The 14,541-nt window shown below is 42.2% G+C and carries 14 protein-coding genes and 1 pseudogene; 8 read left to right on the top strand and 7 right to left on the bottom strand.

Annotated features, from left to right (window positions below):
* The first annotated feature begins 94 nt into the window (after positions 1 to 94).
* The 5 genes from minC to ACINWC323_RS00610 all read left to right on the top strand — a co-directional run bounded on the left by minC (position 95) and on the right by ACINWC323_RS00610 (position 3,073).
* A complete protein-coding gene (gene minC, locus ACINWC323_RS00590) occupies positions 95 to 814 on the top strand; it encodes a septum site-determining protein MinC (protein WP_005283982.1) in 720 nt (239 codons plus the stop codon).
* 65 nt (positions 815 to 879) lie between these two features.
* Positions 880 to 1,692 (top strand): septum site-determining protein MinD, encoded by an 813-nt coding sequence (gene minD, locus ACINWC323_RS00595; protein ID WP_009516152.1) that lies wholly within the window; start codon positions 880 to 882, stop codon positions 1,690 to 1,692.
* Positions 1,693 to 1,694: 2 nt separating this feature from the next.
* Entirely contained in the window at positions 1,695 to 1,967 is a 273-nt protein-coding gene (gene minE / locus ACINWC323_RS00600; RefSeq protein ID WP_004655180.1) for a cell division topological specificity factor MinE, read from the top strand.
* Positions 1,968 to 2,092: 125 nt separating this feature from the next.
* Positions 2,093 to 2,380, top strand: coding sequence for a PA4642 family protein (locus ACINWC323_RS00605; RefSeq protein ID WP_004770953.1), 288 nt, complete (start codon positions 2,093 to 2,095; stop codon positions 2,378 to 2,380).
* 156 nt (positions 2,381 to 2,536) lie between these two features.
* Positions 2,537 to 3,073, top strand: a complete 537-nt coding sequence (locus tag ACINWC323_RS00610) for a hypothetical protein (protein WP_009516185.1) — start codon at positions 2,537 to 2,539, stop codon at positions 3,071 to 3,073.
* A 69-nt stretch (positions 3,074 to 3,142) separates the two neighbouring features.
* On the opposite strand, the gene rhtC is transcribed toward ACINWC323_RS00610, so the two are convergent.
* Positions 3,143 to 3,760: a threonine export protein RhtC gene (gene rhtC, locus ACINWC323_RS00615; RefSeq protein ID WP_005229055.1), complete on the bottom strand. Its 618-nt coding sequence runs from the start codon at positions 3,758 to 3,760 to the stop codon at positions 3,143 to 3,145.
* Positions 3,761 to 3,888: 128 nt separating this feature from the next.
* Complete coding sequence (locus ACINWC323_RS00620; RefSeq protein WP_009516177.1) at positions 3,889 to 6,972, bottom strand: DNA translocase FtsK; 3,084 nt, start codon at positions 6,970 to 6,972, stop codon at positions 3,889 to 3,891.
* 252 nt (positions 6,973 to 7,224) lie between these two features.
* Here ACINWC323_RS00620 and trxB point away from each other — a divergent pair, with 252 nt between their 5' ends.
* The 3 genes from trxB (at position 7,225) to ACINWC323_RS00635 (ending at position 9,948) form a co-directional block, all read left to right on the top strand.
* The gene (trxB, locus tag ACINWC323_RS00625) at positions 7,225 to 8,175 is read left to right on the top strand and encodes a thioredoxin-disulfide reductase (RefSeq protein ID WP_009516206.1); all 951 of its coding nucleotides are present in this window, start codon (positions 7,225 to 7,227) and stop codon (positions 8,173 to 8,175) included.
* 197 nt (positions 8,176 to 8,372) lie between these two features.
* The gene (aat, locus tag ACINWC323_RS00630) at positions 8,373 to 9,104 is read left to right on the top strand and encodes a leucyl/phenylalanyl-tRNA--protein transferase (protein WP_009516129.1); all 732 of its coding nucleotides are present in this window, start codon (positions 8,373 to 8,375) and stop codon (positions 9,102 to 9,104) included.
* 28 nt (positions 9,105 to 9,132) lie between these two features.
* Positions 9,133 to 9,948, top strand: coding sequence for an arginyltransferase (locus tag ACINWC323_RS00635; RefSeq protein ID WP_009516163.1), 816 nt, complete (start codon positions 9,133 to 9,135; stop codon positions 9,946 to 9,948).
* A 21-nt stretch (positions 9,949 to 9,969) separates the two neighbouring features.
* Here the strand turns inward: ACINWC323_RS00635 and ACINWC323_RS00640 are convergent, their stop codons facing one another.
* The 5 genes and pseudogenes from ACINWC323_RS00640 to tuf form a co-directional block, all read right to left on the bottom strand.
* Entirely contained in the window at positions 9,970 to 10,515 is a 546-nt protein-coding gene (locus tag ACINWC323_RS00640; protein ID WP_009516166.1) for a hypothetical protein, read from the bottom strand.
* Positions 10,516 to 10,618: 103 nt separating this feature from the next.
* On the bottom strand, positions 10,619 to 11,065 hold the full coding sequence (rimI, locus tag ACINWC323_RS00645) for a ribosomal protein S18-alanine N-acetyltransferase (RefSeq protein WP_009516213.1): 447 nt from the start codon (positions 11,063 to 11,065) through the stop codon (positions 10,619 to 10,621).
* Between the two features lie 104 nt (positions 11,066 to 11,169).
* Positions 11,170 to 12,054 carry a metal-dependent hydrolase gene (locus tag ACINWC323_RS00650; RefSeq protein WP_009516154.1) on the bottom strand — a complete coding sequence of 295 codons (885 nt, stop codon included), beginning with the start codon at positions 12,052 to 12,054 and terminating at the stop codon, positions 11,170 to 11,172.
* A gap of 217 nt (positions 12,055 to 12,271) precedes the next feature.
* On the bottom strand, positions 12,272 to 13,153 hold the full coding sequence (locus ACINWC323_RS00655; RefSeq protein WP_009516207.1) for a metal-dependent hydrolase: 882 nt from the start codon (positions 13,151 to 13,153) through the stop codon (positions 12,272 to 12,274).
* Between the two features lie 200 nt (positions 13,154 to 13,353).
* A pseudogene (gene tuf, locus ACINWC323_RS20450) lies at positions 13,354 to 14,541 on the bottom strand (elongation factor Tu).

The following is a 14,541-nucleotide window of genomic DNA, read 5'->3' as shown; positions in this document are numbered from 1 at the left end:
GCTAGAGAATTCGTGTAATTTGTTCTAGCATTTGCTTTTATTTACAACTGCTTTAACACATATAGAGCGCTTAAAAAGCCCTGAAGGATAAATTATGGCTGATATACGGATTACGGGCAGAATGGTGAATTTTAGTCGACTTACCTTCGACACAAATGACCATAATGCAATCCGACAGCAACTTACCAGCACCCTGAATGAAGGTTCCTATATCGGTACCCTGGTCATTATTGACAGTACGGTTGAGCAAGAACTGATTGCCTTGATTCAGCTCTTGATTGATCTGGGTTTACAGCCGATGGCAGTGATTGACGGCATCTTGGGTGATGAAGCCCGCGCCATTCAATTCCCGGTTCTACCTGTCGATCAGCCGTTGCAACGTATCAAGGCCTCAAAAGAACAGGTGGTTGATCCTGCTCCGGCAAAAGCCGCAGATAATTCAGCAATACAAACACCACAAAAAAACACATCGAATGCCTATATCAGCTCGTATCATGATGAAATTTTGCGTACGGGCCAATGTTTGGTGCAAGATCAGGGTGATATCATTTTAAATGCAGGCATGAATAGTGGTTCGGAAGTGATTGCATCTGGAAATATTCACATTTATGGCAATGCTCGTGGTAGAGTCATTGCTGGTGCAGGTGGACAAGCTGCAGCACGTATTTTCTGTCATTCGCTAGAAGCCGAACTCATCTCGATTGCAGGGACCTATTGTGTAGCCGATGATATTCCCAAAGATATGATCAAAAAGTCTGTACATATTTATTTAAATAACAAGCAAGAACTTGAATTTGAGGCCTTGCAGTTTTAATTTATCTCATTAAACACCAAAAAAGCCCTTTTAGGGGCGTATGACCATAAATAGGAGTGGATTCGGTGGCCAAAATTGTTGTCGTAACGTCAGGCAAAGGTGGTGTAGGTAAAACTACAACAAGTGCATCTTTTGCAACAGGTTTAGCCCTACGTGGTCATAAAACTGTTGTAATCGATTTCGATGTGGGTTTACGTAATCTTGATTTGATCATGGGCTGCGAACGCCGTGTAGTTTATGACTTTGTCAATGTCATCAATAATGAAGCTCGCTTACAACAAGCACTCATCCGTGATAAAGATATTGAAAACTTATATATTCTCCCTGCGTCACAAACCCGCGATAAAGATGCGTTGAGTGATGAAGGTGTTGCACGTGTGATCGACGAACTTTCGCAAGAATTCGATTACATCATCTGTGACTCGCCTGCAGGTATCGAGCGTGGTGCGATTCTAGCCATGTATCATGCAGATGAAGCAATCATTGTGACCAACCCTGAAATTTCATCTGTACGTGACTCTGACCGTATTATTGGTATGCTTGATAGCAAAACCAAAAAAGTTGAACAAAACGAAGGTCGTATCCGTAAGCATTTATGTATCACCCGTTTCAATCCGGAACGTGCTGATAAACAGGAAATGTTAACGATCGACGATATTTCTAAAGATATTTTACGTGTGCCGACTTTAGGGGTAATTCCTGAGTGCCCAAGCGTACTTCAAGCATCAAACGAAGGTAAACCAGTGATTCTGTATTCAGATGAAAAAGCTGGACAAGCCTATGATGACTTAGTGGCTCGCTTCCTTGGCGAAGACCGTCCTTATCGACACATTGCAGTACAGCCAAAAGGTTGGTTAGCTAGACTATTTGGAGCGTAATTATGGCAGGATTCTGGAGTAAACTTTTTAGCAGTGATGAAAAACCATCAAGTGCACAAACTGCCAAAGATCGTTTAAAAGTTATTGTTGCATCTGAACAAGGCTTGGGCCGTCGCTTAGGCCAGGATAAAATCGACCAAATGAAAAAAGAAATCATGCAGGTCGTCAGCCGTTATGTTCGTGGGGTGGATGAACAGCATATTCAAATGCAGGTTCGTTCAGAAGCAAACATTGAAATGCTAGAAATGAATATCAATTTACCTGAAGATCGTTAGAAGTTTTTTTATTAGCGATTTTTCGTAAATAAGGGCAAAATACGTCGCAGAATTTGAAAAGTATGACTTTTCTCATCCTGCCTCATATTTTGCCTTTATTATTTTATAAGACTGAGGAGATTGTCATGGCATTATCACAGCCAGCAACTTTCAATGAAGAATGGTCAGATGAGCGTGTGTTTGCCTACCTTAACCAGCTTCCTCCAGCTGGCGTAAATGCCGACTTTCATGTGCTCTACCATGCCTTCAAACATATGCGTCCAAATGACTATGAGCGCTTGATTACCAAGTTTTTGGCAGATGGCCGTGACTTGAATGCAACCAATCCTGAAGGCCAACGCATTCATGATGTGATTGCACAATTTCCTCGCCAGAAAGAGGGTTTTCTGGAAGTTTTAGCGAAGTTTGCTTAATCAACGCTACAATAAAGGCCACATAATTTATCAATATCAATAAATTGAAGCGTAAATTATGTGGTTTTTAATTAAAATAATGATATTTCTTAAATTCTCTGATAAATAGATTACTAATAATACAATTTTTATATTTTAGCTATTCTAACTAAGACCATGACTGATCAAAACACAACTGTAATTAAAACTGATCCTGTAAACCATCATTTAGCCGATTTAACCATTATTAGCTTAAAAAGGTTTATCTTTTTATCAATTATTTCTTTAGGGTTATACGAGCTATGGTGGATTTTTAAGGCATGGCGCTTTTTCGCAATTAAAGATCATTTAAATATCATGCCGGCTGCCCGGGCTATTTTTTCCATTTTCTTCTTATATTCCCTGTTTAAAAAAATTCGGGAATATGCCAAAGCGCAAGGCGATGTTCAGGAGTTCTCTGCAGGCTGGATGTATATCGGCTATATCCTTTTCGCCTTAGTATTCGCCAACTTACCAGATCCTTACTGGTTAATTTCATCAGTCAGTTTTATGTTCCTTATTCCCGCTTTTGTGGCCTTTAATCATGCCAAAAAACAGGATGATCAACTTAATGCGGTGATACAGGAAAAATTTAATATTGCCCAAATTTTTGTGATTATTATTGGGTCTATCTTCTGGATCTTGTTATTAATGGGGTTTTTTCTTGAAGTTTAAGGGTTAAAAAGATCATAAGATTGTCGTATATCAGATAGCCTGCATGATGCAGGCTTTGTTATCCCTGAATTAGCGGCTGCCGATCAGATAAATACCGAGTAAGGTAAATATCCCGCCTGAAACTCCATCAATCCATTTGGCAAAGTTTTGGTATGCATTGCGAAATGTCGGCAGAGAAAATACAAAAGCGACCAGGACAAACCATAAAATCGTTTCAATCGAAACAATAATAAAAAGTAAAGAATGATGCTGGTCAAATAGTGGGTTTGCCAGAAACAGTGAGAAGACACTGCCAAAATAGATAATGGCCTTAGGGTTGGAAAGGTTGGTCAACAAGCCTTTCATAAAAAATAAATAAGGTGACTGAGGTAAGCTTATTGGATTTATAGTTGGGTTATTTTTAGAGAAAGCAGAGCGAAGCATTTGAAAACCAAGCCAGCACAAATATAGCCCACCAGCGATCAACAGTCCTTGCTTAAGCCATGCCATTTTTTCAAAGATGATATTGAGTCCCATCAAGGCAAGCAGTGACCACAACATTGCTCCTAGACAAATACCCAGTACCACCAGCAAGGCTTCTTTACGCGAGCGGCTAATTGCGGTTTGTGAGACTAAGAAAAAGTCAGGTCCAGGTGTAATCAATGCACAGAAATGAATAAAAATGAGTGTAGTTAATGCAACGAACACGACTCACCTCAAGGTTGAGATTTTAAAGGGCAAGCTTAAATAAAAAACGTGATTTTTACCATATAAAAATTTGAAAACCTAAAACAAAAAAGCCTCGATAACGAGGCTTTTTTTAGGGGATATTTGGGTTAAACCAGAATATCCCGTTTACCATTGGCACCCATCGAGCTGACGATGCCATTTTCTTCCATCTGGTCAATGATCCGTGCTGCACGGTTATAACCCAGGCTAAACTTACGCTGTAATGATGAAGTCGATGCTTTGCGTGTTTCTAGAACGAAAGACACACATTGATCATACAGCGCATCTCGGCTTGGATCACCATCCCCATCTTCAAAACCACGCGATGTAGGCTCTTCATCAAATGGCGTGAGAATCTCATCCACGTACTCTGGCTCACCACGTTCACGCCACGCGTCACAAATACGGTTCACTTCATCATCACTAATGAAGGCTCCATGGACACGCTCAGGTTCAATTTTACCAGGGCCAAGGAACAGCATATCACCATGACCAAGCAAGTCTTCTGCCCCACCCGCATCCAAAATGGTGCGCGAGTCAATCTTACTGTTGACACGTAATGCCACGCGGGTTGGAATATTCGCCTTGATCAGACCGGTAATTACATCCACCGAAGGACGTTGTGTGGCAAGTAACAGGTGAATCCCTGCGGCACGCGATTTCTGTGCTAGGCGGGTAATCATTTCTTCAGCCTTTTTACCGACCTGCATAATCATGTCGGCAAATTCATCAGCCACGATCACAATGGAAGGTAACGGCGTTAAACGCGGCGCACGCTCCCCCACAACTGAGTCACTGGCTTTCCAGGTTGGATCAATCAGGTCTTCACCATTGGCGATTGCTTCTTCAACCTTACGGTTATAGTCACTGAGCTTACGGATTTTCAGGAATGACATCAGTTTATAACGGCGTTCCATCTCATTGACACACCAGTTTAATGCGCTAACCGCATCTTTCATGTCGGTAACAACAGGTGTGAGTAGATGAGGAATATCGTTATAGTTGGCCAATTCCAGCTGTTTTGGATCGATCAGAATCAGGCGTAACTGCTCTGGTGTATATTTCAATAACATCGATAAAATCATCGAGTTCACTGCAACCGACTTACCCGAACCTGTGGTCCCCGCAACCAGCATATGCGGCGCTTTACCAAGGTCAGTAATAACAGGATTGCCTGAAATATCTTTACCCATCGCCATAGAGAGCATACCCGCAGGGTCTTCAAACGCTGGCGTTTTCAACAACTCAATCAAGCGTACCATTTCACGGCTGCTATTCGGTACTTCAATTCCGATATATGGTTTTCCTGCAATCACTTCAACCACACGGACCGATGCCATCGACATGGAACGTGCCAGATCGCGGGAAATATTGGTGACTTTAGAGGCTTTTACACCAGGTGCCAGATCCAGTTCGAAACGTGTTACTACGGGTCCCGGCTGGGCTTCGACTACCTGAGCCTTGACGTTAAACTCTTGTAGTTTGATCTCTAAAAGTTCAGAAAGACGGGCTAATTGCTCGGCAGTAAAATTGACCTTTTTATTTGGATCGACTTCATCCAGCAATTCCAGACCCGGTAAGGTCGGCAGATCATGGCGTTTTTGCGCGACTTGCATGGCGCGTGACATTGGACGACCAAATGCATCGGTTAAAGGTGCATCCAGATCAAAATCTTCTTCAAGATCAAAGTCTGGCTCGGGTTCAGCTTTACCTGCTGTTTCTTGCCATGCTTCAATAAATGCTTCTTTAGACAAAGCTTCTTTCGGTGCAGACTTCACTTCAATCGGTGCTTTGACGAAAGCCGATGATTGCGCATAACTTGTGGTGCGTGGAGCAGCAGCATGTTCACGCTCCTCCTCAACCAGAAGATCATTGAATTCATCAAACTCTTCTGCCACCGAATGAGGTTTGTCTTCTTGTACGGTATTTTGTACAGTAGCAGGAGTTTGAGCAGCATTGTTCTGATTAGATTCATGAATCAGGGCTTCAATGTCCGCCTCAAACTCGTTTTCCTGCTCAACAGGCGTATGCGGCATTGCCGGAACGTTTTGCGTGAATGGCGTATGTGCATCTGTGGCAGTTTTACTATTCGGTACCGCGGCCAACAGCTCATCAAAGATCTGGTCATCATTCCAGTCCAGATGGCTGGCATTGGCTTGCTGCATAACTGCTTCAGCGTGGGCTGAGGGTTCAAGTGATGTAGTCATCTGAGCTGACTCATCAGCAGCACGGAGTAATGCATCAATCTCCTGTTTATGACTGGCATCATCACGTTGTAATGCACGCCATACTTCACCTGTTTTGACTAAACGCTGACTTTCAGTTTCAAACTGACGTGCACGTTGTAAGGTCTGCTCGAACTCTTCATCTGGCACAGTCGCTGGATGCGGCTCAGCGCTTTGTTGTTGTTCTTTCGCCACCACATCGGCAAATAATTTTTCTGCCATGAGTTGATGGTGTGAATCATCAATTTTAATCAGCTTGGCCTGAACCTGATTGGTTTTGCTCTGGTTTGTATTATCCTGACTCTCGCTCTCTGCTTGAGCCTTGGTCGTGACCGCTGGTGTTTCAGCCGGCGTCAACTGTTCGGTTAAATCATATGCAGATTCATTTTGCGGCACATTCTTATAGAACAGGTCTTGCAAATACGCAGGCGTATTCTTCAAGGTTACCCAGGTTTTGTTCCACTGAATCCCAAAAGCCAAAGTCAGCAACAAGATACTGAAAGCGAGTAAAAATAAGGTCGCGCCATAAATCGTCAGCAATTGAGAGAGACTTCCCCCCAACTCATAACCGATAATACCGCCAGCGGCATTCTCCAGCGTATCTGCCGGCATATTCCAATGTAGATACAACAAACTTGAAATTGAAAGAATCAGGAAGAACTGGGCTGCATAACGAAATGGGCGGTTCAGAAAGCTTCTCGGCCACCAGACCTGAATCGCTTCTATAAACAGGAACAAGGGAATAAGCAGGCTTGCCCATCCCAGAAAACCAAAGAGTAAATCTGCGATCCAAGCACCGGCCACACCGCTTGCGTTCGAAACCTGCTGGGTATCGCTGGAAATATGCATCCACCCCGGATCAAACGGTGTATAGGTGACTGTGGCAAGAAATAAATAAATGCCAAAGGAAATCAAAAATAATGTCATTAAAAAGCGTTGTGCATAAACACTTGACACCGCAGTCATATACAGTCCTGTAACCCAATTCGTTATTTGTTGGTATCTTTTAAGGCCTAACTTACCTTAATCAATAAGTTTTATATTATGCACTCGTTCTTACAAAAAAGATGCACGATTATTTACTGTTGTTGTTAACATTCTGCACGGATATAGCCCAATTCGATTGAGTTAATCAATATTATCCGGATCGATTTGCCCCACTCCCCTCTCGATTCACGTATAATTTTAGCAGTTTCAATATAAAAAGGATGTTCTTTAATGAGCGCTCGTCACTCACGGTTAATTATTTTGGGTTCTGGTCCTGCAGGTTATAGTGCGGCAGTCTATGCAGCACGTGCGAATCTCAAACCGACACTCATTGCTGGTATACAACTTGGTGGTCAGTTAACCACAACCACTGAAGTTGATAACTGGCCTGGTGACCCTGAAGGATTAACCGGTCCTGTACTGATGGAACGTATGCAAGCCCATGCAGAACGTTTCGGTACAGAAATCGTCTATGATCACATCAATGAAGTTGATCTTAAGACTCGTCCATTCGTGCTGAAAGGTGATATGGAAGAATACACATGTGATGCGCTGATTATTGCAACAGGGGCAACCGCACAATATTTAGGCCTCGAATCTGAAGCGGCCTTTATGGGTCAAGGCGTCAGTGCCTGTGCGACCTGTGATGGTTTCTTCTATAAGAACCAGAATGTGATGGTGGTTGGTGGCGGTAACACAGCCGTTGAAGAAGCACTGTATCTTTCTAATATTGCAGCGCATGTCACGCTAGTGCATCGTCGCGATAGCTTACGTTCAGAGAAAATCTTGCAAGATCATCTTTTTGCCAAAGAAAAAGAAGGCAAAATCAGTATTATCTGGAACCATCAGGTCGATGAAGTCTTAGGTGACAATACCGGAGTAACCTCTGTTCGTATTAAATCAACTCAAGATGAAAGCACTCAGGACGTTCAGGTTCAAGGTCTGTTTGTTGCAATCGGTCATAAACCTAATACCAGTATGTTTGATGGACAATTGAACTTACGCGATGGCTATATCCAGGTACACAGTGGTACGGCGGGTAATGCAACTGCGGCTTCAATTGAAGGTGTATTCGCAGCGGGTGATGTCGCAGATAGCGTTTATCGTCAAGCGATTACTTCAGCGGGTTCAGGCTGTATGGCAGCGCTTGATGCAGAAAAATATCTAGATAATCTAAACTAATTAGACCAAAACAGAAAAACCACCATTCATTGGTGGTTTTTTATTATACCCAGTAGGATCAGGTTAAAATTTCCCCCAATTCTCTGTCACAGTCATACACATTCTTCTTGGGCGTGACCCAAGCTGATTCTGCTCAAGGATTGCCATTCCTGCGCAGTTCAGTTAGTTTAGAATTATTCTTATTTACTTTGTTTGCTATGCAACCGCTTCCACCCTCTCAATATATTTTTCCCGATCCTGTTGAAGCCGATCCGGAAGGCCAAGGTTTTATCTGTATTGGTGCTGATCTTAGCCCCTCTACATTATATGAAGCCTATACGCATGGCCTGTTTCCTTGGTTCAATGCCGATGAACCGATTTGCTGGTGGAGTCCCGAACCTCGTTGCATTATTGAACCTCATGCCTATAAACCGAGTAAATCATTACTTCGGAACATGAAAAAACACGATTATCGAATCACCGTGAATCATGCTTTTGAACAGGTGATTCGTTCCTGTTCCTTACCTCGCAGTTATGCCAATGAAACCTGGATCAGTGAAGACATTATTCAAGGCTATTGTGACTTATTTAAGGCAGGTTATGCCTATAGTGTTGAAGTCTGGCAGCAACAGAAACTGGTGGGTGGTTTGTATGGCGTCAGCATTGGCAAAGGCTGTTTTGGTGAATCCATGTTTAGCACTGAGACCGATGTTTCAAAAATGGCGTTCTATACCCTGATGCTGATTGGACAGGAAAATCAGTTGCCGTGGATTGATTGCCAACTGGTCAATGATCATCTTTTAAGCTTGGGTGCCAGTACACTTTCTCGCCAAGCCTATCTTAAATCGTTACAAGATGTAATTATTGCCCCCTCTATCAATTGGAAAAGTTATCAAGAACGTGTATTTTCAAGTAAAACAATAGCAGTTTTTGCCACATTAGACGGTTAACGGATTAACACCTTGGAGGGACAGATTAATGAAATCATACCAACCCAAGTCCCTTTTAAATGACTTACAGTACTATATTACCCCACCGCATGATTGTAGTTATCTCGATAATAAATCTGCGCGGATGGTCTTTCTGGACCCGATTCACCGTATTGATGTGGTGACATTGTCAGAACTTTCTCGTGTGGGTTTTCGTCGTAGTGGTGATTTTGTCTATCGTCCTGAATGTCACTTATGTCGTCAATGTTTATCCTGTCGTGTTCCCGTGCAAGAATTTAGCATGAATAGCAGCCAAAAAAAGGCTTGGAAACGCAATCAAGATTTACAAATGAGTATTCTGCCGACCTCGCAGGCCACGCAGCAACATTACGACTTATACGAACGCTATATCAATGAACGCCATTCCGATGGCGATATGTACCCAGCCAGTCTGGACCAGTTTGAAAAATTTCTGGTGCATAGCTGCACCGAAAGCTTCTTTATTGAACTATGGAAAGATCAGAAATTGGTCGCGGTCTCCACCTGTGACCTGATGGATGATGGACTGTCAGCAGTTTATACTTTCTTCGATCCTGATGAGCAACGCCGCTCCTTAGGTGTGTTCGCAATCCTGAAACAGATTGAATATGTCCGCAGCTTGAATCTGGAGTATTTATATCTGGGTTATTGGGTCCCGCATTCAGATAAAATGAATTATAAATCGCAATATACCCCACTGGAATTATTACTGGATGGACAATGGCGCAGACTCAACCGCCCACTCGCAGACAATGAAATCCATCAGCTTGGAAATTCATTGATGAGTACGCTACCTTCTGAGTGGAATAATTTAATTATTAAATAAGTAAAAGTTTCAAACTATTTATCATATGCTGGCAGCTCCTCTTTGATTTAGGAGAGCTAATAAATCCTGCCCATCTTGTACCCAAAATTTATCTGGGCTAGGAAATTTATCTTCAGAATATTCGTTAGCAAAATCAATGAACTCACCAGACCAATTGTCTGGTAAATGACGCTCCATGCATATTCCATCAGGATAGAATGCCCCTACGGTACACTCATCAAAGTCAACAAACATAATAGGAAATAAGTGTTGTACATCCCACCATGACGTAGCAGATGGATATGCTGAGGATAATGCTAAGCTTAAACTTTCTTTACTAATTTCATATCTAGACATACATTTTAGAAAATAGTCCGCATTCTGCTGATCTACAATCTGTAAACCAAATCTAAAATCATCATCAGAGTCAGGAACATCATATTCCAAAGCACGAAATCCATTTTTCCACTTATTAACATCCAGCACCCATAATTCCCGTTCACTTCTATACCAACGTATTTTTTTATTTTCTTTGACAACAACGACTATCATTTCCTCATCAATAGTCTTTTCATCTTGAATTGACATATTCTCCCCCCAAAAAATTTAAAATACCCAATAGAAGTTCAACTATATAATATATCTGGAATCAAAAATTATATTGACCTAATCTTATTAAACTAAACCCAACCTATTGAAATAACGCTGCAAAATCATCAGTGCATGTCTTGACCATAATCACAGCATGCTCTCTTGAGCCATCCGGATTCGGATAATAGTTTTTGCGCACATCAATTTGATGAAAACCTGTTTTTTCATACAAACGGATCGCGGCTGTGTTGCTCTCACGCACTTCTAAAAAAATCTGGATCGGATTGTTTTTTAATTGCAGGATAGATTGGTCCAGTAATTTATAACCAAGACCCTTGCCCTGCTGACTCGGATGGATCGCCATCAACAATAAATTAGCCTCATCCAAAACGGGCTGCAGAATACAAAAACCGACCACCTGATTAGCCTGTTCGTAAACCGTACATTGATATGAAGCTAAAGACTCCTGAAACTGCTGCTTATTCCATGGATGGGTCTGGACCAAGCGTTCAATAGTTGCCACACTTTCCAGATCACCGTCTCGCATCAATCGAATCACAATTTATCACTCTAAAAAATACTGTGGCAGATTATCGACAATTTCAGCTGAAAATTGAATAAAAAAATGGGCAGTTTTACTGCCCTTGAACATTAACTTGGATTAAAGCCCAATTCAGCCCGCCATTTATTCAGCAGTTCGGTCGTATCATCATCATTGGGATGAAATTTCGGTCTTAAGAAAGACAGCAATGTTGGAATCTGACGTGTCATAAAGCCTTTATAACCATACATAAACTTCAGCATGTACTTGGTATCACGCCAGGTCAGTTTGCCATCTACCTGCAGTAATTTTGCAGTGAAATAAGATTGGGTGATAAAGATCAGGCCCATGGCAATCACCAAAGCCAATGAACGCATGAAATAGGCTTTAGCACCCTGACCATACATCGACTCATACACATCAAAAGCGACGGCTTTATGCTCATTTTCCTCTACCGCATGCCACATCCATAAATGGTACATGGTCTCATCCATAAACATGGCCTGGATATCCGGATTACTCAATAACTCTTCGGCAATGGTCGAGGTAAAGTGTTCTAAGGCACAAGTCCCGGTCAAACTGATCATTTCTTTAGTGAAACCAAAAGGTTTCAGGAGTCTAGAGGTTATTCCAATGGTTCGGTTAATCAAACGGCCGGTTTGTGCTTCCATTTTACGGACATTGTATCCATAGGCCTGGGCAGATGCATTGAAAGCCAAATGCTCTTTTGAATGCATCGCTTCCTGACCAATGAAAGCACTGATTTCTCTCTGCAATCTCGGGTCAGCCAGTTTGGGATCATTACGGACTGCACGGGTACTATTTACAAAGAATTGCTCACCTTCTGGAAATAGTGCTGAAAGCGCAGTCATAAAATGGGTTAAGGCAGCATCTCCATTGGCCCAGTAGCGTGGTACTTCACCAAATTCAAAATCCATTCGGCGTACAGGGAAACTGGCGCCAGCTCGGTTTGAAATATTGACTTTAGCATTCATACCCTTTTCTCCTATCCGTGAATATTCTTGATAAATCATGCTGAATAGTTCATTTATACGCCCTTTTCAGTCGTTCTCATAAGTGCAGATAAGGTCAGAAAAACATCATATTAGGACATGTCGCCACACTAAAAATCATCTATGAAATGAAGGCTAAAAAATAAAAAAAGGGCAATTTTAATTGCCCTTTTTAAACCCTTCACTTCAAAATGAAAAGTTAGAAACCAAGTTTTGCTTTCCAGTCTTTTAACAGCTGAACTGTATCCAGATCATTAGGATGGAAACCAGGTTTAAAATAAGCCAGCATCTCCCCCGCCATGCCGGTAATAATGCCTTTTGAAGGGCTATAACCATATTTATAAATCATGGCCAATTCTTTAAAGTTCAGCTTCTTGTCCTGTTGCAACAAACGTAAAGTGAAATAAGACTGGAGGATAAAAATCAAGGCCATGGCAAATACCAGCGCAGAGGTACGCAAGCTATAGGCTTTTAAACCTTTACCAAATACTGCTTCATAAACATCATAAGCCACGGCTTTATGTTCATTTTCCTCGACTGCATGCCAGAACCACATATAGGACATGGTGTCATCGGTCATTAAGTCCTGAATATGCGGGTTACGTAATAATTCAGAAGCAATGGTCGCCGTAAAATGTTCTAAGGCTGTGGTTGCGGTGAGATTGACCATTTCTCGGGTCATACCTAAGGGTTTGACCACCTTAGAGAAGTTGCTTAATGCAAACTGGATATAACGCCCCGTGATCCGTTCTAACGTTCTGACATCATGACCATATTTCTGGGCTGAGGCATTAAAGTTAACATGCTCTTGCGTATGCATGGCTTCCTGACCAATAAAGGCACTGATTTCTTTTTGTAGCTCTTCATTGTCTTTAATCGCCGGGTAATAACGAACCGCACGCACTGCATCAATAAATAATTTTTCACCATCTGGGAACAGCGCAGATAAACCTGTCATGAAGTGGGTTAAACCTGCCGAACCATTCATCCAGTATTCAGGGACCTGATCAAAATCAAAGTTCATACGACGGACTGGGAAGCTTGCACCCGCACGATTTGAAATATTTACTTTAGCATTCATGCTGCCAACTCCTTTTCAGTGGAACTTTCCACTGAGCACTTTTGTCTGTTTCTTGCGTTTTATATTACGTGGTTATGCAAATCAATTAAGTGCAGTTTGGGACAGCAAGCTATCAGTTTAGGACACTCTTACCAATGGATTGTCTAACAATAAACAAAAAAAACACCCCAATGGGGTGTTTTTTTTATCACTCTAGGCGATTATGCAGTTACTTTAGCAACAACACCAGCACCTACAGTACGACCACCTTCACGGATCGCAAAACGTAGACCTGGGTCCATTGCGATCGGGTGGATTAACTCTACTGACATTTCTACGTTGTCACCAGGCATTACCATTTCTACGCCATCTTGTAATTTGATCGCGCCAGTTACGTCAGTTGTACGGAAGTAGAACTGTGGACGGTAACCGTTAAGGAATGGAGTGTGACGACCACCTTCTTCTTTAGAAAGTACGTATACTTCTGCATCGAATTTAGTGTGCGGCTTGATTGTACCTGGTTTAGCAAGTACTTGACCACGTTGTACGTCTTCACGCTTAGTACCACGAAGCAAGATACCACAGTTCTCACCTGCACGGCCTTCGTCAAGAAGTTTACGGAACATTTCTACGCCAGTTACAGTTGTTTTAACTGTATCTTTAATACCAACGATCTCGACTTCTTCACCAACTTTAACGATACCAGCTTCTACACGGCCTGTTACTACAGTACCACGACCAGAAATTGAGAATACGTCTTCGATTGGCATCAAGAATGCTTTGTCGATTGCACGTTCTGGTTCTGGAATGTAAGAGTCAAGCGCTTCAACAAGAGCGATAACTGCTGATTCGCCATATTGACCAGCATCACCTTCCAACGCTTTAAGCGCTGAACCACGGATAACTGGAGTTCATCACCGGGAAGTCATAAGTAGAAAGAAGTTCACGAACTTCCATTTCTACTAATTCAAGTAATTCTTCGTCATCAACAAGGTCACACTTGTTCAAGAATACAACGATGTAAGGTACCCAACCTGACGTGAAAGAAGGATGTGTTCACGAGTTTGTGGCATTGGACCATCAGTCGCAGCACATACAAGGATCGCGCCGTCCATCTGAGCAGCACCAGTAATCATGTTTTTAACATAATCGGCGTGGCCCGGGCAGTCTACGTGAGCGTAGTGACGGATTGGAGAATCGTATTCTACGTGTGATGTATTAATTGTAATACCACGTGCTTTTTCTTCAGGAGCTGAGTCGATTTGTGAGTAATCTTTCGCTTCACCGCCGTAAGTTTTTGCACAGATCGTTGCAATCGCAGCAGTTAAAGTTGTTTTACCATGGTCAACGTGACCAATTGTACCCACGTTTACGTGTGGTTTGTTACGTTCAAACTTGGCTTTAGCCAT

This window comes from Acinetobacter sp. WC-323, assembly GCF_000314615.1.
GTDB lineage: Bacteria > Pseudomonadota > Gammaproteobacteria > Pseudomonadales > Moraxellaceae > Acinetobacter > Acinetobacter courvalinii.
Note: the sequence above shows the minus strand (reverse complement) of the source record. Positions and strands in the feature narration are given on the sequence as shown.